This is a genomic window from Sphingobacterium wenxiniae, from assembly GCF_900116225.1.
Lineage (GTDB): Bacteria > Bacteroidota > Bacteroidia > Sphingobacteriales > Sphingobacteriaceae > Sphingobacterium > Sphingobacterium wenxiniae.
This window is the reverse complement of the sequence record NZ_FOZZ01000001.1, coordinates 158,612-179,125: the sequence shown is the minus strand read 5'-3', so window position 1 is coordinate 179,125 and position 20,514 is coordinate 158,612. Positions and strand designations below refer to the sequence as shown.

General features: G+C 41.4%; 20 protein-coding genes, 1 tRNA gene and 1 other RNA gene. 10 read left to right on the top strand and 12 right to left on the bottom strand.

What is annotated here, in order from left to right; genetic code table 11:
• Positions 1–8 precede the first annotated feature (8 nt).
• Entirely contained in the window at positions 9–1,103 is a 1,095-nt protein-coding gene (locus tag BM375_RS00810; protein ID WP_093363265.1) for a hypothetical protein, read from the top strand.
• 135 nt (positions 1,104–1,238) lie between these two features.
• Here BM375_RS00810 and ssrA read toward each other — a convergent pair.
• Positions 1,239–1,606, bottom strand: a transfer-messenger RNA (tmRNA) gene (gene ssrA, locus BM375_RS00805).
• Between the two features lie 106 nt (positions 1,607–1,712).
• Here ssrA and BM375_RS17080 point away from each other — a divergent pair.
• Positions 1,713–1,862 carry a hypothetical protein gene (locus BM375_RS17080; protein ID WP_170852548.1) on the top strand — a complete coding sequence of 50 codons (150 nt, stop codon included), beginning with the start codon at positions 1,713–1,715 and terminating at the stop codon, positions 1,860–1,862.
• 157 nt (positions 1,863–2,019) lie between these two features.
• On the opposite strand, the gene BM375_RS00800 is transcribed toward BM375_RS17080, so the two are convergent.
• The 6 genes from BM375_RS00800 to BM375_RS00775 form a co-directional block, all read right to left on the bottom strand.
• Positions 2,020–3,321 (bottom strand): NAD(P)/FAD-dependent oxidoreductase, encoded by a 1,302-nt coding sequence (locus BM375_RS00800; protein ID WP_093363264.1) that lies wholly within the window; start codon positions 3,319–3,321, stop codon positions 2,020–2,022.
• A 166-nt stretch (positions 3,322–3,487) separates the two neighbouring features.
• The gene (gene hisD, locus BM375_RS00795; RefSeq protein WP_093363263.1) at positions 3,488–4,771 is read right to left on the bottom strand and encodes a histidinol dehydrogenase; all 1,284 of its coding nucleotides are present in this window, start codon (positions 4,769–4,771) and stop codon (positions 3,488–3,490) included.
• Between the two features lie 2 nt (positions 4,772–4,773).
• Positions 4,774–5,625 (bottom strand): ATP phosphoribosyltransferase, encoded by an 852-nt coding sequence (gene hisG / locus BM375_RS00790; protein ID WP_093363262.1) that lies wholly within the window; start codon positions 5,623–5,625, stop codon positions 4,774–4,776.
• A gap of 277 nt (positions 5,626–5,902) precedes the next feature.
• A complete protein-coding gene (locus tag BM375_RS00785; RefSeq protein WP_093363261.1) occupies positions 5,903–6,424 on the bottom strand; it encodes a GNAT family N-acetyltransferase in 522 nt (173 codons plus the stop codon).
• Positions 6,424–7,287, bottom strand: a complete 864-nt coding sequence (locus BM375_RS00780; RefSeq protein WP_262987250.1) for a prephenate dehydrogenase — start codon at positions 7,285–7,287, stop codon at positions 6,424–6,426. Before BM375_RS00780 ends, BM375_RS00785 begins: the two co-directional genes overlap by 1 nt.
• A gap of 99 nt (positions 7,288–7,386) precedes the next feature.
• Positions 7,387–8,547, bottom strand: coding sequence for a pyridoxal phosphate-dependent aminotransferase (locus BM375_RS00775; RefSeq protein ID WP_093363259.1), 1,161 nt, complete (start codon positions 8,545–8,547; stop codon positions 7,387–7,389).
• A 160-nt stretch (positions 8,548–8,707) separates the two neighbouring features.
• Here BM375_RS00775 and BM375_RS00770 point away from each other — a divergent pair, with 160 nt between their 5' ends.
• The 4 genes from BM375_RS00770 to BM375_RS00755 all read left to right on the top strand — a co-directional run bounded on the left by BM375_RS00770 (position 8,708) and on the right by BM375_RS00755 (position 13,166).
• Positions 8,708–10,540, top strand: coding sequence for an ABC transporter ATP-binding protein (locus BM375_RS00770; protein ID WP_093363258.1), 1,833 nt, complete (start codon positions 8,708–8,710; stop codon positions 10,538–10,540).
• 77 nt (positions 10,541–10,617) lie between these two features.
• Entirely contained in the window at positions 10,618–11,811 is a 1,194-nt protein-coding gene (gene mqnE / locus BM375_RS00765) for an aminofutalosine synthase MqnE (RefSeq protein WP_093363257.1), read from the top strand.
• Positions 11,812–11,816: 5 nt separating this feature from the next.
• A complete protein-coding gene (locus BM375_RS00760) occupies positions 11,817–12,434 on the top strand; it encodes a histidine phosphatase family protein (protein ID WP_093363256.1) in 618 nt (205 codons plus the stop codon).
• Entirely contained in the window at positions 12,435–13,166 is a 732-nt protein-coding gene (locus BM375_RS00755) for a menaquinone biosynthetic enzyme MqnA/MqnD family protein (protein WP_093363255.1), read from the top strand.
• A gap of 49 nt (positions 13,167–13,215) precedes the next feature.
• Here the strand turns inward: BM375_RS00755 and asnA are convergent, their stop codons facing one another.
• Positions 13,216–14,220, bottom strand: coding sequence for an aspartate--ammonia ligase (gene asnA, locus BM375_RS00750; RefSeq protein WP_093363254.1), 1,005 nt, complete (start codon positions 14,218–14,220; stop codon positions 13,216–13,218).
• A 344-nt stretch (positions 14,221–14,564) separates the two neighbouring features.
• Between asnA and BM375_RS00745 the strand changes: the two genes are divergently transcribed.
• The 3 genes from BM375_RS00745 to BM375_RS00735 all read left to right on the top strand — a co-directional run bounded on the left by BM375_RS00745 (position 14,565) and on the right by BM375_RS00735 (position 16,974).
• Complete coding sequence (locus tag BM375_RS00745) at positions 14,565–14,756, top strand: hypothetical protein (RefSeq protein ID WP_093363253.1); 192 nt, start codon at positions 14,565–14,567, stop codon at positions 14,754–14,756.
• A complete protein-coding gene (locus tag BM375_RS00740) occupies positions 14,753–15,961 on the top strand; it encodes a GTP-binding protein (protein ID WP_093363252.1) in 1,209 nt (402 codons plus the stop codon). The genes BM375_RS00745 and BM375_RS00740 overlap by 4 nt, the downstream gene beginning before the upstream one ends.
• Before the next feature lie 104 nt (positions 15,962–16,065).
• Positions 16,066–16,974, top strand: a complete 909-nt coding sequence (locus tag BM375_RS00735; protein WP_093363556.1) for an NAD(P)/FAD-dependent oxidoreductase — start codon at positions 16,066–16,068, stop codon at positions 16,972–16,974.
• A gap of 51 nt (positions 16,975–17,025) precedes the next feature.
• Here BM375_RS00735 and BM375_RS00730 read toward each other — a convergent pair whose 3' ends face one another.
• From BM375_RS00730 to BM375_RS00720, 3 genes are all read right to left on the bottom strand, one after another.
• Positions 17,026–17,352 (bottom strand): HesB/IscA family protein, encoded by a 327-nt coding sequence (locus tag BM375_RS00730; protein ID WP_093363555.1) that lies wholly within the window; start codon positions 17,350–17,352, stop codon positions 17,026–17,028.
• A gap of 93 nt (positions 17,353–17,445) precedes the next feature.
• The gene (locus BM375_RS00725; RefSeq protein ID WP_093363251.1) at positions 17,446–18,621 is read right to left on the bottom strand and encodes a cysteine desulfurase family protein; all 1,176 of its coding nucleotides are present in this window, start codon (positions 18,619–18,621) and stop codon (positions 17,446–17,448) included.
• A gap of 61 nt (positions 18,622–18,682) precedes the next feature.
• The gene (locus BM375_RS00720; RefSeq protein WP_139227465.1) at positions 18,683–18,931 is read right to left on the bottom strand and encodes a hypothetical protein; all 249 of its coding nucleotides are present in this window, start codon (positions 18,929–18,931) and stop codon (positions 18,683–18,685) included.
• Positions 18,932–19,226: 295 nt separating this feature from the next.
• Between BM375_RS00720 and BM375_RS00715 the strand changes: the two genes are divergently transcribed.
• Positions 19,227–20,195 carry a TolB-like translocation protein gene (locus BM375_RS00715; RefSeq protein WP_093363249.1) on the top strand — a complete coding sequence of 323 codons (969 nt, stop codon included), beginning with the start codon at positions 19,227–19,229 and terminating at the stop codon, positions 20,193–20,195.
• 128 nt (positions 20,196–20,323) lie between these two features.
• On the opposite strand, the gene BM375_RS00710 is transcribed toward BM375_RS00715, so the two are convergent.
• Positions 20,324–20,408, bottom strand: a tRNA-Ser gene (locus tag BM375_RS00710).
• Between the last annotated feature and the right edge of the window lie 106 nt (positions 20,409–20,514).

Here is a 20,514-nt window from a genome sequence, read left to right as displayed (position 1 = left end):
ATAAAACTATGGAAAAAGATACCATCATTTTAACACGTAAAGTGCAAATCTATCTAGATTGCGACGAGAAAGAACAGCGCTCGGCTTATTTCAAACAACTGTTCGAATGGCAAGATATGGTCTACCGTGGTGCCAACATGGTGATGACGCATCAATATGTACAAGAACAGATCAAGGATCTGATCTATCTACGCGATGATGTCAAGGTAAAACTGGCAGACTTTAAAAAAGATCCCGATGGTATTTTCACTTCTTCGAAAATGAATACCACTTATCGGATACTATCGCTGTATTTTAAAGGGAAACTACCGTCGAAAATTATTTCGGCCATGAACATGACGTTAAATAAGGCCTATAGCACAGATCGAACAGCCTATTGGAAGGGTGAAAAGTCTTTGCGCAATTATAGGAAAGATATGCCAATTCCGTTCGGTGGAGATCAGGTGAAACTGAGTAATGACGAGAAAGGTCGGGATTTCAAACTGACACTCTTCAAAATCCCTTTCCGTACTTACCTTGGTAAAGATCGATCTGATAAAAGAATTCTATTACAAAGAGCTTTAGTGGGGCAAATCAAGATATGCACCAGTTCCATCAAAATTGTGAAGGGTAAAATATTCTTATTATTGGCACTCGAACTGCCAAAGAAGCAGCATGACCTCAAAGAACATATCATTGCGGAAGCCTCGCTTTCGGTCGAACACCCGATCACCGTAACCATCGACAAGGATAATTTTCAAATAGGAAACAAAGAGGAATTTCTGTACCGTCGAATGGCCATACAGGCCGCGAGGCACCGAATACAAAAAGCTGCGGCATTTAACAAAGGTGGTCACGGACGCAAGAAGAAGCTGAAAAGTTTGGAGCATTTTAGCGAAAAGGAAAAACGCTATGTCGATAGTCGACTGCATCTCTATAGCCGTCGTCTAATAGATATCTGTGTCAAGACTGAAGCGGGTACACTGCTATTAGTGAATCAAACCAATAAAGAAGAAGTCGCTAAAGAAGATGAATTCTTGCTACGTAACTGGAGTTACTACGGACTGATCGAAAAGATTAAATATAAGGCGAATATGGTTGGTATAAATGTTATTGTGGAGTAAGTGAATACGAGCCGGAGGGATTGGTTTAGCCCCGCAATTCCCGCACACTACCCTAAACCTTCTCAGAATCGAACCCTTTTATCGGGTTCTCATCCCTCTTAATAAAAAAGGACATCTTGAAAAAGATGTCCTTTTTGGTGGAGCCGGAGGGATTCGAACCCTCGTCCAAACATAGTATGATTTACGCTTTCTACATGCTTAGCTTCTCTTGAATTGTCGGGAGAGGGAAGGTGAGTCGCTTACCTGTACCTTTCTCCGTATTTGCTGTTTCTCATCCCTGCTTAGCAAAATCACAGGGACCAGTTCTATTGTTCGATGCCCCGGATGTTAGACCAAAGAACAGGATCTAACGGGACAAATAGCTATGCTAAGTCTAACTTAGGCAGCTAAGGCGTAGTTTTCTTCGCCAGTTATAAAGTTGAAAGTTCAGATTAAAGTGCTCTACTAACAACGCACTGCATGCTTACATAACCATCGCTATCCTGTCAATTCCGGTCGACCCCAGTTATGTATTTGTAGGCTACAAAGGTACGAAAATTATTTCTTTATATCTATCAAGAACAAACAAAAGCCTCTTATAAATGGTTCTCTAAGTAAAAAACGATTATAATGATGAAAAAGGGAAAAAACAAAACAGCATCCAAAAATACAGTGCCAGATAAACAGGAAACTAAGAAATTGAAAAAAGAATCCGGCTACAAAGAGGATATCGAAGGACAAGTGAAAGAAGGGCGTAAGAGAGCGAATCCAAAGAAGTAAGGGGTGTCTAAAAAGCTAAACATCGTCGTCATTGCGAGGTAACGAAGTCCCGCCTGAGGCGGGAATGATGTCAAAAACACAGATTGCTTTGTCGCTGTGCTTCTCGCAATGACGCGTTTTTAAGTTTCGAGAACCTTTTTACACACCCCTTTTTATATTAACCAGGTATATTGGTTCTAACTTCTTTGTTATCACGTTTACGCTCGCTTCGAACGATCAAGCGCAGGCCAGAGTTCGCCGAATAGAAGGACCACACCCAGTTTCCTAATAGTTTCCAACGATTACGAAAACCTGCAATTGGGAAAAGGTGAATAAGCAACCAGGTAAACCAAGCGAAAAGGCCTGTAAACGAAAATTTCGGTAGATCGGCCACTGCATTGTAGCGGGCGATAATAGCCATACTTCCCTTATCCCAGTAACTGAAAGGTTTGAGAACTAAAGCACGATCTTTGGCAATTAAGTTCTTAGCTAATAAAACACCTTGTTGCATGGCTACTTGTGCTAATTGAGGGTGTCCATTTGGATAGTTTGGATCCGTATCTTGATAACAGATGTCGCCAATTGCAAAAATGTTATCGTAACCTTTCACTGTATTGAATCGGTCAACCAACACACGACGACCACGGCCAAACTTGTCTGCAGGAAGTCCCGGTAATTCACGCGCAATTACGCCCGAGGTCCAAATTAATGTTTTGGTTTTGATTTCGGTACCATCACCTAAAATCACCGTATCATTGACATAATCCTTAACAGCAACATTCAAAGTGATTTTCACATCCAGCTTCTCTAGTACAGTTTTAGCTTCTTTTTGAGCAACGCTACTCATCGGGCCTAATAGGGCAGGTCCCGCGTCTACCAAATGAATTACTGGTGTCAAACCTGCTAACTCAGGGTATTCTTTTTTCACAACGCGTTCACTTAATTCCGCAATCATCCCAGATATTTCCACCCCGGAAGGACCGCCACCAGCTACTACAATATTGAGGTAAGCGTCGCGGTTCGGATCTTCTGGATGTTGAATGTAATCTTCAAGATTAAGCAATAATTTGTTACGGATGGCCAAGGCATCGGTGATGTTCTTCATCGGGAAAGCCTTTTTCTTGACATTTTCCATACCGAAATAATTGGTTTCCGTCCCTGTTGCTAATACCAGATAATCGTATGTTAAATTGCCTGTATCGGTCACGATCGTATTGCTTTCCGGGTGGATGTTCAATAGTTTTCCTAAATGAAAGGAAAAGTTCTGGTGTTTTTTGAACATTTTACGGAAAGGCATGCTGATATTCGATGCTTCGATGAAAGCGGTAGCTGCTTGATAGATAAGCGGTGGGAAGAAGTTGTAGTTGTTGATATCCACCAATGTCACTTGGAAGGGAGGATTTTTGCCTAAGGATTTGATGAAGTTTATCCCGGCAAAACCGCCGCCAACCACGACGATATGTTTTTGATAGTCTGCCATAATGAGCCTGTACGTTTGTTATAAAATTTACCACTTAGTTGTTAGAACAAGTATGTGCTTACAAAGTTTGGTAAATGAAGGTGCAAAATTAGCTAATTTTACATTCCTGTGCAATATAATTGCTGTTAAACTACTGGGGCATGCGTCGCATGCCCCAGTAGTTTTTTTACTTTCTGATACTTACCGCATTTTTGTGTGCATGCAAACCTTCCAACTCGGCAAGGATTTCCACTGTAGATCCGATTTGTTGGAGTCCCTCTTCAGAAATATGTTGAAAAGTAATCTTTTTCACAAAAGAGTCTACGGATACTCCTGAGTAGGAGCGTGCATAACCCGATGTAGGCAAAGTATGATTCGTGCCCGAAGCATAATCACCCGCACTCTCGGGGGTCAAGTGTCCTAAGAATACCGATCCTGCATTGATGATACTGCGTGTGAGTGTTTGCCACTGGTCGGTTTCCAAGATTAGGTGTTCCGGCGCGTAGTTGTTGGAGAATGCCATGGCATCCTGAAGGTTTTCCGTTATGACGGCATAAGAGTTGGCTATAGCCATTTTGGCTATCTCAGCACGGGGTAGTATAGCTAATTGTTTAGCCAATTCATCGTTGACGGCCTGCACAATAGTTGCAGATGTGGCAACCAATACGGCCTGACTATCAGGGCCATGTTCGGCTTGTGCCAATAAATCGGCAGCAACATAGGCCGGGTTTGCGCTTTCGTCAGCTATTACCAAGACCTCTGATGGGCCGGCAGGCATATCAATGCTGACATTGGTCAGGCTTTGCATCAGGCTTTTAGCTTTGGTGACAAATTGATTGCCCGGTCCGAATATTTTATCAACCTTAGGGATACTTTCCGTACCGAAAGCCATGGCTGCTACCGCTTGTGCACCACCTACTAAATAAATCTTGTCAATTTTGAGCAAGTGAAGACAATAGGCAACAAACCCATTGATCTTGCCAGTGGATTGTGGCGGTGAACAAACCACGATTTCCTTACAGCCAGCGATACGCGCCGGTACGCCAAGCATTAATAACGTGCTGGGAAGCACAGCTGAACCACCGGGAATATATAGGCCCACTTTTTCAATGGGGCGCACTTCACGCCAGCAACTAACACCAGGCATGGTTTCTACTTTGCGCTCACGGCGTAGCTGTGTGCTGTGGAATTTATGGATATTCTGAAAGGCTATTTCTAAGGCACGCTGTTGATCGCGTGTGATGGTCATGGCCAATTCTTCGATTTCTTCCTTGTCTAAATATAACCGATCGAGGTTGACCTTGTCAAATTTAGCTGCCAATGCTGTCAATGCGGCATCGCCCTCGTTTCGTACACTGTCGATAATCTGCAATACGGTGTCTTGAATGGCATTCGTATCATCGGTGTTGCGGGCAGTCAACCGTTGTATATCGCTCTCTTGAAGCTGGCTATAGATGTAGGAGGTCAGCATGTTTACAAAATTATTTTTTCGATAGGCATCACGACGATTCCTTGCGCGCCGGCTGCCTTCAATGTATTGATTTTACCCCAGAAATCGTCTTCTGTAATGACGGTATGTACCGCTACCCAACCTTCTTCCGCTAAAGGTACAACTGTAGGGCTTTTCACACCGTGTAGGACTTCGGTAATCTGCGGTAAGTTGATTTTTTCTACGTTTAATACGACATATTTGGTTTCCTTTGCACGCAGGACTGACTGAATCCTTTGTAGCAATTCGCAAAGAATAGGGTCTTCTTCCAGACCTTCACGACCAATAAGGATAGCTTCCGAACGGCGTACGTCGGCAAAAGGTTTTAATCCATTGCTCTTTAAAGTACCTCCAGTTGATACAATATCACAGATAGCATCGCTTAAGCCTAATCCCGGAGCAATCTCTACTGAACCCGATATGCCTTGTATATCGGCCTGAATCTGATATTCATCCAGAAACTGTTGTAGGATAACAGGGTAAGAGGTCGCTATGGATTTGCCGTTGAGGTCTTTTAAATCCTGTATTTCAGAATCCTTTGGGATAGCAATTTTTAAGGTACATTTTCCAAAACCTAAGCGCTGTAGATAGGTTACTTCAGCTTGGCTTTCGTCAATGACATTTTCGCCGACAATACCTAAGTCGGCGATGCCTTGGGCAACGTACCCTGGAATATCGTCATCACGCAGGAATAATATTTCCAGACTAAAATTATTAACGGTGGTGATGAGGGAACTTTTATAATTCTCGAAATCAAGTCCGCAGTTTTTGAGTAATTGGACAGATTTTTCGTTAAGTCTGCCTGATTTTTGTATAGCGATTTTTAGATTTTTCATCCAAATATGTTTTGAAGCTAAGAAGCTTGCATGAGCGAACTGTAACTTATCGTATCATGCGGGTTTAAAAAAGATATTACTTTGTTAAAACTATTAATAAAAGAAAGATAACTTGGGGTATATTGCTTCACGTAGAAACACATCATATTACATATCGCCAAAACGGCGATGATGGTTATGCATGTGGTATGTGAATGAATAAGTCATTTTTATTAATAATGCAACAAAAGTAATTTATTGTTGTCGATTTTGCAAATTATTGGTGCAAAAACTTTAGTTATGCCTCCCATGTCGTTTTGGAAAGAACATATTCATATTGTATACTATTAGGGTCTGCCGGAGCAGGATATTCGTCTACCTTGATGGCGCCAAGTTTTACCAAAGCCCCTTGAGAACGAAAATTCTTTTCACGTACGTGGAAAACAACCTTGTCAACGAAGTGAAAAGCATGTTCAAGCATAAGGGTCTTTATGGATTTATTGAATAGGCCGCCCCAATATGCAATCGCCAGAAAGGTAAAACCAATTGCGATTTTACTTTCTTCTGGTTTGTATTGATAATAGGAGGTGGCACCGATAATCTGCTGACTGGATTTTTCTATAATCAGATAGGGCATGTCTGTTTCCAATAACTTATCGAAATAAACAGCAAACCCTTCTGGCTGATAACGCGTGTAATCGGGATGTTGAGCCCAGATCTCTTTATCGGAAGCTACTTGAAACAGAACATCATAATCCGATGCTGTTAAAGGTTTTAGTACGACCTTATCATTTTCTAAGGCAGAAAATAGTTCTTCCATTACTTGATAATCCGTTTAATCTTATTTGATTTTTTAATCAATTTGTGTAGTGCGTCGTAATCTTCTTGATCCAGCTTGTCGTATAGATTCTGGAGTTGTTTGATATGTTCCTCCAACACCTCCAAAACGTTGCTGCGGTTTTGTTTGAAAATCGGTGTCCACATATCGGGAGAAGATTTCGCCAAACGCACGGTTGACTCAAAACCTGAACCTGCCAACTCAAAAATACGTCCTTGAGATTTCTCTTTTTCTAAGACCGTCAAGGCTAAAGCGAAAGAGGTAAGGTGGGAGATATGCGAAACATACGCCGTGTGCATATCGTGTTCATCGGCATTCATGAAGGAAGTTTTCATCTCCAATTGTTCCGTGATGGCATCCGCCAGCTCAAAGGCATCTTCATCCGATTTGAAAGCTTCTACGTAAACCATCATTTTGCCCTTGAAAAGATCTGCCACTGCAGCCTCGGGGCCTGAATATTCTGTACCTGCCATCGGGTGGGCAGCTACATAGCGACCGCGATTGGGATGCTCGGCTATCTGTTGAAGGATGTTCGTTTTGGTCGAACCCATGTCAATGACTACCTGATCCGTCACTTTATCCAATATGCTCGGAAGCATTTTTGTAATAGCATCAACGGGTACTGTTAAAATAATGGCCTTGGCATTCTGGATGACCTCATCCAAAGTTTGTATTTCATCCACCAAGCCCAACTGTAAAGCTTTTTTCTGGTGGTTCTCATTCTTATCTACGCCAATAACCTTGTCGCAAAATTTTGTTTCTTTAAGTCGGATACCAATTGAACCTCCTATGAGTCCGATTCCGACAATGGCTATATTCATTTTTGAGTATTGAGTATTGAGTATTGAGTATTGAGATAATACCTGCTACTCATTAAGTTCTTAATCTTTGTTCTTTAACCTCTCTTCTTTCTTCTTTGCTCTTGCATCTTTCTTCTTTGCTCTTTATCCTATCTCCTTAATCCGTGCTATGGCTTGATCGAAGACTTCTTCTTTGGCACACAAACTGATGCGTATATAGTTGTTTCCCGCAGAGCCAAAAATACCGCCAGGCGTAATGAATACATTGGCTTCATATAATACTTTATCACAAAGTGTGTAACTATCTGTATACCCATTAGGTATCTTTGCCCATATAAACAAGCCAACTTGATCTCGGCTATATGTACAGCCAAGCATATCCATAATCTGATAGACTTTTTCCCGTCTTTTTGCGTATTCGGCATTCAGCTGTGTATACCAGGATTTATCCAAAGACAATGCCTTCGCTGCGGCTAATTGCAGTGGCAAGAACATACCCGAATCCATATTGCTTTTAAAGCGTAGGATTTCGTTGATCCGTTGCTCGGCAGCTATAAGCATTCCTATACGCCAGCCTGCCATATTTGAGGATTTGCTTAAGGAATTAAGTTCAATAGCAACGTCTTTAGCTCCGGGAACAGCGAAGATGCTCTGCGGATGTTCGTTCAGGATAAAGCTGTACGGATTATCATGGCAGATCAGGATATTGTGTTTCTTTCCAAATGCAATAATATCAGTGAAAAAAGCCTGATTCGCCAATGTTCCGGTAGGCATGTGGGGATAATTGATCCACATGATTTTAACTTTGGATAAATCTCTCTTTTCCAGTTCTTCCAAATCAGGTAGCCAACCTTTTTCTTCAGATAATTCGTAATATACAATACTTGCTCCGGATATTCTGACGGCACTGGTGTATGCAGGATACCCCGGGTTGGGTATCAACGCCTCATCACCTTCCTGTAGATAGGTCATGCAGATATGCACAATGCCTTCTTTCGAACCTATCAGTGGGAGTATTTCGGTAGCAGGATTCAGCTGAACGTCGTAATAACGGGTATACCAATCGGCTATAGCTTGCCGTAATACAGGAGAACCTTTGTAGTTCTGATAACCATGGACATTACTTTTAACAGCCTCTTCTTCCAATACTTGGATAACATCCGGGTGGGGAGGAAGGTCCGGGCTACCGATACCTAAGTTAATGACTTGCTTGCCTTGTTTGTTGAGTTCGTCAATCTCTCTCAACTTCTTCGAAAAGTAATATTCTTCTGTATGTTGAAGCCGTTTGGCTACTGTTATGTCCATGTGTTTTTTTGATTTTGACGGTCTAAATTACGTATTCTGTATAATAAAAACGGATTTATGTTGCGAAAATATCAAATCATTGCAACAATTCGATGGATGTTTATCCAATCCAAGGGATTACCTTATCTAAATTTATTACTTTTGCAATTCATTAGAATACATGAAGACATACTTTAGACTGCTATCCTTCGCTAAGCCAATTGAGAAATATGCCATTCCGTATATTATCTGTACGATTATCACGGTGGTTTTCGGTACGCTTAATCTGGCTATGCTTGCACCCTTGCTGCAAGTGTTGTTCAAGGGTACGGGAGATGCGAAAATAGACACTGCTGAGTCCCTTGTTAAGCCGGAAGGCTACAATATGGGCGATTGGTTTATGTATCTGGCAGATAAATTATACTACGACATTGGGCCGTACGAAGCGCTGAAATATGTCTGTATTGTTATTGTAGCCTCTGTGTTTATCAGTAATCTGTTCCGTTACTTATCCCAGAGGATAATGGAAAACTTACGGATACATACCCTCTTGAATTTGCGTAAAGCCGTTTTTAACAATGTGATGGATTTGCATTTGGGTTATTTTACCAATAGTAGAAAGGGTGATGTCATGTCTAAGATTGCATCGGATGTACAGGTCGTACAATTTTCGGTGACCTCAACCTTGCAAGTAGCCTTTAAAGAGCCTTTACAGCTTATCGCTTATATTATCGTGCTTTTTGCACTTTCTACAAAACTGACTTTGTTTTCGTTGGCTGTTATTCCTGTTTCGGCATTTTTCATATCCTTAATTGTAAAAAAGTTGCGTCAACAGGCGCGTGAAGGGCAGGAATCTTATGCCAATATGATTTCCTATTTGGATGAAGCCTTGTCTGGGGTAAAGATTATCAAAGCTTTTAATGCTATTCCTTTTGTGAAGGACAGATTCAATAACGAAAGTGAATATTATTCCAAAATCATGCGCCGTATGGTGCGCAGACAGCAAATGGGATCTCCGGTTTCAGAGCTTTTGGGTGTAATTATGGTAGCGGTTATCCTGATGTATGGTGGTAGTTTGGTGCTGAATGGGCAGGGAGATTTGGAAGCGTCGGAATTTATTACTTATATCGCTATTTTTTCGCAAGTGATGCGTCCCGCCAAGGCTTTGACCGACGCTTTCTCCAATATCCATAATGGTATTGCTGCCGGCGAACGTGTGTTGGAGCTTATCGATGAGAAGAGTACTGTTACCGATAAGCCGGATGCAAAAGTTGTGAAAGCATTTAACACAGCAATACGGTTTGAAAATGTACGTTTTGCTTATGGCGAAAAAGAGATTCTTTGCGATATTAACCTTGAGATTCCAAAGGGAAAAACGATTGCCTTAGTAGGTCCTTCCGGCGGTGGTAAATCGACTTTAATTGACTTGATTCCTCGATTTATGGACGTTACGGATGGAGCAATCCACTTTGATGGTATTGATTTGCGCGATTTGACGCAGGAGTCTTTAAGAGCGCTTATTGGTACAGTCAATCAGGAAACAGTACTGTTTAACGATACTATTTTTAATAATATCGCTTTTGCAAGACCAGAGGCTACACAGGAAGAAGTGGAGCATGCCGCACGTATTGCCAATGCACATGAATTTATCCTGAAGGCCGAAAATGGATATGAAACCAATATAGGAGATAGAGGAGCGAAATTATCTGGTGGGCAACGGCAGCGTATTTGTATTGCACGTGCAGTGCTGAAAAACCCACCTATCATGCTGTTGGATGAAGCGACTTCGGCCTTGGATACGGAATCGGAAAAATTAGTGCAGGATTCCCTCTATAAGTTGATGGAAAACCGTACAACGGTTGTGATTGCTCACCGTTTGAGCACGATACAGAATGCAGATAAGATTGTGGTTCTGGAGGCGGGACGGGTTGTAGAGGAAGGTACACACCACGAATTGCTGGCAAAAGAAGGGTTGTACAAACGCCTTATCGATATGCAACAGTTTGTGGATTAATAGATATATAAAAAGCGATTGGAAAATCGCTTTTTTCTTTGTGATTTGGTACATTTGTTCAAGTTAGGAGAGAGGAAATGGATGCAACAAAAAAGCTTGAATTTCTTATTCAAGACAAGAATTTAGATACTGATTTAAGACACATAGCTCAGAAGGTTCTTCAAAGCGAACGTATTAGTTTCGATGAAGGAGTCTTGCTTTATGAAAAGGGAGAATTAGGCTATCTGGGTGTTTTGGCAAACTATATCCGTGAAAAAAAGCACGGAGACCGTACGTATTTTAACCGTAATTTTCACATCGAACCTACAAACGTCTGTGTATACGACTGTAAATTTTGTGCGTATTCCCGGATGATTAAGGAACGTGAGCAGGGATGGGAAATGGATGTGGATGGTATGATGGACATTGTCAAGTCCTACGACGATGAACCAGTGACCGAAGTGCATATTACCGGTGGGGTAGTGCCGAAGCAAAATCTGGATTTTTATGCTGAATTTTTCAAACGTTGTAAAACGCATCGGCCAGATCTACACATCAAAGGACTGACTCCAGTCGAGTATTACTATATTTTCAAGAAAGCGAAGCTGAGCCATTATGATGGATTGAAATATTTACAATCCTGTGGTTTGGATTCTATGCCCGGTGGTGGAGCGGAGATTTTCCATCCTGAGGTGCGGGAGAAAATTGCTGGTGATAAGTGTACGGCTGAGCAGTGGCTTGATATACATGAGCAAGCACACAAATTGGGAATGCGTACAAACGCCACGATGCTTTATGGACATATTGAAGAATTTTGGCATCGCATAGACCACATGGAGCGTTTGCGTCAATTACAGGATAAGACTGGCGGATTCCAGACATTTATTCCGTTGAAATTCAGAAACCAAGGGCATCAAATGTCTGATGTGCCGGAAGTCTCCGTTATCGAGGATTTACGGAACTACGCTGTTGCCCGTATTTATATGGATAATTTTGACCATATTAAAGCCTATTGGGCGATGATTTCACGAGATACCGCACAGCTTTCATTGGCTTTTGGTGTAAACGATATTGACGGTACGTTGGATGATACAACCAAGATTTATTCGATGGCCGGTGCAGAGGAACAGCATCCTGGAATGAGCACTCAACAGTTGGTGGAGCTTATTAAGAATGTTGGCCGTCATCCGATTGAAAGAGATACCCTATATGGTGTGGTAACAGATTATAAGGATGTCGTCTTTGAAGGGACATCCAAGCCGAAATATTATGCATTACCTGTAGTAGAATAAACATTTTGAAGAAGACTTTTTATTTTATACGACACGGACAGACGGATTTAAATTCGAAAGGTATTGTACAAGGGCGGGGCGTCAATTCTCCGTTGAACGAAATGGGACAAAGACAAGCCAAAGCTTTCTATGAAGCGTTTAAAGATGTGCCTTTCGATAAGGTTTATACTTCAACGCTTCTGCGTACAAAACAAACGGTATCGGAATTTTTAGACTTAGGAATTCCATCGGAAGAACTGGAAGGTCTGGACGAGATTAGCTGGGGAATATACGAAGGTAAGGAACAGGATGAAACCATTATGTCGGGCTTTGGCGAGGTGGTCTCGGCATGGCGAAATAATGAATTGGATGTACGTATAGAAAATGGTGAGTCGCCCAATGAATTGGTTGCAAGGCAGAAGCAGGCGATAAATCATATGCTGAAACAGACAGATGAAGAATTAGTGCTTGTTTGTATGCATGGTCGGGCTTTGCGTATTATGCTTTGCCATCTGACAGGAGTACCTGTCAATCTGATGGACGATTTCCCACATACCAATACAGCACTCTACGTGTTGGAATATCAAAAAGGTCTGTTTACCATTACAGACCACTACAATGTCAAACATTTAGAAAATTTGTAAATGAAGAAAATACGGATTTCCGCCGTATCCTATACCAATACTTTGCCTTTTCTGCAAGGAATTAAACAGTCGGCCGAGTTGATGGAGCAGATTGATCTTTCGGTGGATTATCCCAGCGAATGCGCGCGTAAGGTGATGGAAGATGAAGCAGATTTAGGGATTATTCCTATTGCGGCATTGGCAAAGATGGATAGTTATCATATCGTTGGTGATTATTGTATCGGCAGTAACGGAGCGGTGGACTCGGTTTTTATCTTTTCGGAAAAACCGATTGAGGAGGTACAGTCACTGCTGCTCGATAAGCAGTCACGGACATCTAATGGGCTGGCTCGAATCTTATTAAAACATTATTGGAAGAAGGAAGTGGAGATATTGACCGAAGGGCAGGCAGATGCCTATGTGTTGATTGGCGATCGTACTTTCGGTAAAAAAAATTCGGTTCCTTACGCCTACGATTTGGGGTATTATTGGAAGGAAATGACCGGGCTACCTTTTGCTTTTGCAATATGGGTTGCGAATAAGTCGTTGCCACAATCTTTTGAGGAAGCGTTCAATAGAGCATTGGGAGAGGGAATCGCTCATCCTGAAGATGTCATCGCAGATTTGCCTCCTTGTGAAAACTTCGATTATAAAAAGTACCTGACGGAATACCTGGATTTTCACCTTACTGCTGAAAAGCGTCTGGCTGTAGAAAGGTATTTGGAATTATATCGTTCTTTGGGGCAGGAGTAAAACTTAAACCTATAAGGTTTTCAAAACCTTATAGGTTTAAAATATGTTTTTATAGCAAATGAATCGCCTGATCGGCTAAAAGGTGACGTTGTTCATTGTCCCAAATACTGACTTGTACCTCGCCGATATGTGCTTTCTTAAGCATGAACATGCATACTCGGGACTGACCAATACCACCTCCGATGGATTGCGGGAGCTCGCCATTCAACAACATCGTGTGGAATGACAGTTTGGTGCGATCCAAACTATGACGGATCTCTAATTGACGGCGCAAGGCCTTCTCATCTACCCGGATTCCCATGGAAGATAACTCAAAAGCAGTATTAAGAATAGGATTCCATACCAAAATATCACCATTCAGTCCTTTATAGCCGTTTTCATTATCTGTGCTCCAGTCATCATAATCAGCTGCACGTCCATCATGCGGAAAACCATTGCTGAGCTCGCCTCCAATACCATAAATAAATACTGCTCCAAATTCTCTGGCAATAGCATTCTCACGTTCCTTCGGTGTATGATCCGGGTAACGGGCAAGCAATTCCTCAGAGGAGATAAAGTGTATGTCTTTCGGAAGGATGGCTTCTTTGTTCGGATAGCGCTGAGCTACTTCTTGTTCAGTTTCGTACAACGCGTTATAAATACTTAAAACAGTATCCCGCAAATAGGCAAAAGTGCGTTGCTCGGGCAAAATGTGCTTTTCCCAATCCCATTGATCAACATAGATGGAGTGAATAGGTGTGTAATCCTCATCAGGCCGCAAAGCGTGCATATTGGTCAAGATGCCTTCATCTACCTCAATCTCTAATTCTTTAAGTCGTACACGTTTCCATTTAGCAAGGGAATGCACCACAACAGCACGTTGCTCGTTCAAGGATTTGATGGGGAAACTAACAGGCCTTTCGATGCCGTTTAGATCATCGTTTATACCTGTGCCGTCCAATACAACTAATGGTGAAGATACCGGAATAAGGTTCAATGCCTGAATAAGTTTACGCGAAAAAGTCTCCTTAACAAACGTAATCGCTTGTTCAGTTTTTAATAAGTTACGTCCCATATTTATTATTATCAACAGACAGCTTTAACGTGTTTGTTGATATATTTTTAAAAATTTAAGGCAAAAATAGTTATTTTCTTAACTAAAAAAGAGGTTGGGTAGAAAATATTAATATTTAGATAGTAGTCTGCTGACAAATGTATTTCGTGAATGATACAATTGTGGGCATATACCTTAATTTGAGAAGAAACTATCTGTTTGGTATTTAAGTAAAGCACCTTAGATTTTACAATACCTACGTAAATATGTTTATTCTCCTAAAAAAATAAATGCAATTATGTTGCTGTTAAAGTGTTTGATTTTTATATTTGCAATATTGTTGCATTTATATAAACATAATTCAAATGATACCCCAGACTTACGAACAATGGAAGAGCTGCATCATCAACGATTGCAAAATTAACCTGACTAAAGATTTTGCAAAACAACGTCTGGCAGTTTATCAGGATCCGGACAATAAGGAAACGCAAAGATTTATCTCATTGTATGGCGAGCAACATTTAAAAAACATCATCAATTGGTTTAAACAGATATGATAACAGAAAAGAAACTTCCCGTAACCGTCTTGAGCGGATTTTTAGGTGCAGGAAAAACAACCTTGCTCAATCATGTTTTGCACAATAAAGATGGGCTGAAGGTAGCCGTCATTGTGAACGATATGAGTGAAGTGAACGTGGACGCACGATTGATCGAAAATGAAAACACCCTTTCACGAACGGAAGAAAAGTTGGTCGAAATGAGCAATGGCTGTATCTGTTGCACACTTCGTGAAGACTTAATGACAGAGGTAGAAAAACTGGCTAAAGAAAAACGCTTCGATTATCTGCTCATTGAAAGTACGGGTATCAGTGAGCCTGTCCCTGTTGCGCAGACCTTTTCATTTGTGGATGAAGAAAACGGAATCGACCTTTCACGTTTCAGCTATATCGATACCATGGTAACAGTAGTGGATTGCTTAAATTTCTTTAAAGATTTTGGAACAAATGAGCTCTTGCAAGATCGCAACTTGACCGATATGGAGGGCGATTACAGAACAATTGTCAACCTGTTGACGGACCAGATTGAATTTGCAAATGTCATTATCCTGAACAAGACCGATCTGGTAGATGCTGGTACTGTCGGGCTTTTAAAAGCCGCTATTCACAAACTCAATCCAGGAGCAAAAATTATCACTTCTGAATTTGGAAAAGTTGCCCCGACAGAAATATTAAATACGAAATTGTTTGATTTCGAGGAGGCTCAAAATTCGGCTGGCTGGCAAAAAGAATTGCAAGCCGAAACACATGCGCCCGAAACAGAAGAATATGGCATTAGTTCTTTTGTGTTTCGCAACCAAAAACCGTTTCACCCAGACAGATTCTGGAAATATCTCCATGAAGAATATCCTGTTGGAATTATCAGAGCCAAAGGTCTGTTCTGGTTGGCTTCGCGGCCCAATGATGCATTAAATTTTTCGCAGGCAGGCGGTTCCTCCCGTTTGGAACGGGCAGGCGTCTGGTGGTGCAGTATGCCTTATCCCGAACGGATGAAATATGCTTCTTTTATCTATAATCGGGACGTAATTGAAGAACGTTGGAGTGCGAAGTGGGGCGACCGTATGAATGAGCTGGTTTTTATCGGGCAAGACATAGACAAGGATAGCGTTATTGCCGGTTTAGAAAGATGTTTGTTGCAGGATGATGAACAATATCTGTTCGATAAGCATATAAAATTAAATGACCCTTTTCCGATAGATATTTAGCAGTGCGCCACACAAAATATACAAGGCGGGAAATCATCAAGCAGACCGGACTGGCCTTGACTGCATTGGCTTTTCACTTTCCATCATTCACAAAATTCAATCTTATGACAGATCATAAAAATGTTGACGTAATTATTATTGGCGGGAGCTATGCAGGACTTTCCGCAGCCATGGCATTGGGACGAGCCTTGCGCAGTGTTTTAATCATAGATAGTGGGTTGCCCTGCAACCGGCAAACCCCACACTCGCACAACTTCATCACGCAGGATGGAGAAAAACCAGGTGCGATTGCAGAAAAGGCCAAAGCACAGGTTTTGAAATACAGCACGGTAAAGTTTTTAAACGGGCTGGCTGTTAGCGGTACAAAAACTGAAAACGGCTTTGCCATTACCACAGAAACTGGCGAAATATTTACAGCCCGGAAACTCATTTTTGCGACAGGTGTAAAGGACATCATGCCCGACATCCAAGGCTTTTCGGCATGTTGGGGAATTTCCGTTATTCATTGTCCATATTGTCACGGTTACGAAGTGAAAGGAGAAAAAACAGGTATTTTAGCAAACGGAAGTTTTGCGCTTCATTACGCTCAGCTCATCCGTAACTGGACGAAAGATTTGACGATTTTTACAAACGGGAAATCGTTGCTCACAGAAGAAGAAACCAATAAAGTTGCCCGGCATAACATTCCGATTATTGAGAAAGAAATTGCTTACCTGAACCATGAAAAAGGCAATATACGCGAAATCGTTTTCAAGGACAATTCAACCTTTGAACTGAAAGCAATCTATTCACGGCCTGTATTGGAACAGCATTGCCAGATTCCCGAAATATTGGGTTGTGAGCTGACAGAACAAGGATTGCTCAAAACAGATATGTTTCAGAAAACAACTGTAACAGGTGTTTTTGCCTGTGGCGACAATGCAAGCCTTATGCGTTCCGTAGCCAATGCCGTAGCAACAGGAAATGTTGCAGGTGCTATGGTGAATAATACAATGGCTGAGGAAACGTTTTAAAAAAGAAACGCGGACTATTCAGTCCGCGTTATAAAATCTTGTAAACCACTATTAAACCGAGAAACTCTCTCCGCAGGCGCAGGTTCTACTGGCGTTCGGATTGTGGAATTCAAACCCTTTTCCGTTTAGACCATCGGAATAATCCAATTCTGTTCCCGCCAGATATAAGTAAGATTTGATGTCAAGGCAGATTCTAATACCTTTATCTTCACAAAACTGATCGCCTTTCTTTTCCTCATTGTCAAAATCCAATTTGTAGGAAAGCCCTGAACAGCCACCACTTTCTACGGCTACGCGCACAAAATAACTGCTGTCGTAATTCTCCTCCCGCATGATTTGCTCAATACGGCCTTTTGCTTTATCTGTAATGGTTACCATTGCATCCATGTTGTATTCCTTCTTTTATTATAGTACAAAATACGTTAAACTCCATTTGATTTGCAAATATTAATGGTTGTGGAAGTGTCAAAATTAAGGTATGAGTCCGTCTTTAAAAAGCTTCCAGATAGGAGATGCCTCACGCAAACGGGTAACAACCTGTTCTATCTGTTGTACAACGTCTGCGACGTCTTGCTCGGTTGTATATTTACTTAGGCTAAAGCGGATACTGCTATGTGCATCTTCATTACTGAGCCCCATGGCTTTCAGAACGTGTGACGGATCCGAAAGTCCCGACACACAGGCTGACCCGGACGACAGCGCAATATCCGGAAGAGCGGTCATGATTTCTGTGGACTTCAAGTGGCGGAAAGTGATATTGCTCGTGTTGTCTAATCGTTTTTCTATCTGTCCGTTGACAAAGGTTTCAGGGACACGGCTGATGATTTGTTTTTCGAGCATGTCCCGTAATGCTTTGATTTGCGGCTTGGTTTCTATGTTTGCTAGAGCTTGACCACAACCAACAATGTTGGGAACATTCAATGTGCCTCCACGTAAGTTATTCTCTTGTTTACCTCCGGAAATCAATGGAGGTATTTGTATGGGCTTTGCTGTCCGTCTTCGTATGTATAGTACGCCTGTTCCTTTAGGACCGTGTAGCTTGTGTGCACTAAAAACCAAAAGATCAACAGGTAATTGTTGCACATGCAAAGGATGTTTTCCTATACTTTGTGTGACATCGCAGAAGTAGAGAACATCACGTTCTTGACAGATATGGGCAATATCGGAAATTGGATGCAGTACGCCGGTTTCATTATTGGCTGACATAAGACACACCAAGATGGTATCTGGACGAATGGCGTTCTTGAGTTGATCCAAAGACAACTCGCCATTGTTGTTCACATCTAGATAAGTGATTTCCATTCCCTGTCGTTCCAACAACTCGCAAGTGGTCAAGACAGCTTTGTGCTCTGTTTTACAGGTGATGATGTGCTTGCCTTTTGTCGCGTAGCTTTGGGCGACACCACGTAAAACGGTGTTAATCCCTTCTGTAGCCCCGGAATTAAAATAGATCTCCTGTTCTTTGGCACCTATTGCTTGCGCAACCCGTTGGCGAGCGGTTTCCACTGCTTTATGTGCTTCGCGTCCTAAACGGTGCTGCATGCTGGAGGGATTGCCATAGAGATCCTTCAGGTAGGGGAGCATTGCTTCCAGTACAGCTGAATCGAGCTGTGTCGTGGCGTTGTTGTCCAGATAAATAAACGACATGTTTAAAGATACGAACTCGGGTTGGTTTTTGAAAATTGGAACAACAGTGAGTTGCCTATTCTTAATCTACGTATTCTTTCGTACAGCTGTTATAGACCAGTTTGATGTTTTTGACATTCGTATAACTATCAAAGGTGATTTTCTTCTCAGCACATGTATAACCAAAACTTGGCGGCATTACACCGCAAGCAGGACAAATAATGTCTGTGAAATATACTTTTTCTCCTTCGTAGGTGCCTGAAAATAGATTCACCGCCATGGCGGTCGGTTTCTGGGTGCATTGCAGTTCAGATTCGTACAACTTCTTCATTCTTATGTCGCACTCTGTGGCGTTAGATGGTGTATCATCTTTATCACAACTCCAACATAACATCGCAAAAGCAAATAATAAACCTAATCTTTTCATATATAATCGATTTGTATAAACTATAAACGAGATTATAGAGGCAGATGCGACAATCTTATGTTGAAATATAGATTACAATCTCTTTGGTATCTTTTTTGTTACATTTTTTGTGTTAATTGTGTTAATAAGGTGTCCCGTAAGAGGTTTGCTTGTTGAAACACCACTTGGGAATGAGTTATAAACTTTTTACATATTTGTTATGAAGAGATTTTTTTGTGTTTTAGCCTTTCCGTTATATCTAGTTGCTGTGCTGTCTGTCTCCTGCTCCAAAGATGATGGGGGTGATAAGGGAGGAAATGGAGGAGGGAATACTTCCTTGCCCGGAATCATCTACCATCAATATACTTCGAATGTCATGAAAATAGATATGTGGACAGGAGAAGAAGATGCATTTTTTTCCTATAATGCATACAGTACAGTGAGTTGGGAAATTAGTAGAGATGGTAAATTACGTCTTGTCTCCTCACGAGAAGCGGGGACATATGATCGTAATCGCTTTACTCTTGTCAATACAGCAGATGACCAGATTGTAAAAGCATTTGATTATGTACCACGTTATGGTAATAGTACGCGGAACTATGGAAAAATATCCTTTGATAATAGTTTTATTATGGTTGTTCCGGATGGCGATAATGGTATTGTGATGATGGATATGGATGGCAATATCAAGTATGAAATGTCTGGGATAGGAGAGGACACATTCACTTCGACTGATAATGCTTATTGGCTGCCCAATAATAGTATTTTGGTGCGTTTCAAAAATATGCTTTTGCGCGCTGATCCTCCGTACGAAAATTTGTCTTTGGTGAAGGAAATGAATTATGAAAACTGGGGTAATGTGCGTGTAAGCAACAATGGGCAAAAAATCAGTATGTACATTAATAAACATGTTTTTATGATGGATATAACGGGTGAGAATCTTGTACAGGTAACAGATGGCACTGCTGACGAAAATTTTGGTGAATTTTCACCTGATGATAAATATTTATTGATTGGAGCGGACTATTTCCATGCACCTGCATCGATGAATAGTCATTGGTTCTTAAAAATCATTCCTTCCGATGGTAAGAAATATCATATGGATAATAGCCCTGAAGTTATTCCCGTTATTCCGAATGGTAGCCAACAGATGGTGCGCGCTAACGGCGTTACTGCTTGGCGGCCATAGTGCCTATTTTACTGCAAGGGAAGGAGGATTGGTTTAGCTCCAAAAACCTCAGATTCGATATTGAACCTCTTTTTGGTTTGAAGCCTTAAAACAAAAAATCCTTCATCAAAAGATGAAGGATTTTGCTGCGGAAAGTGAGGGATTCGAACCCCCGAACCTGTGACAGTTAACGGTTTTCAAGACCGCCGCATTCGACCACTCTGCCAACTTTCCGTCACAAAAGTAGAAATTCTAACCGTCTCTCCAAAACTTATTTTGGCTTATTGTCATTACCCTTTGAAAATGAGTGCAATTATTTTTTATATGGCCTTTGATTTAC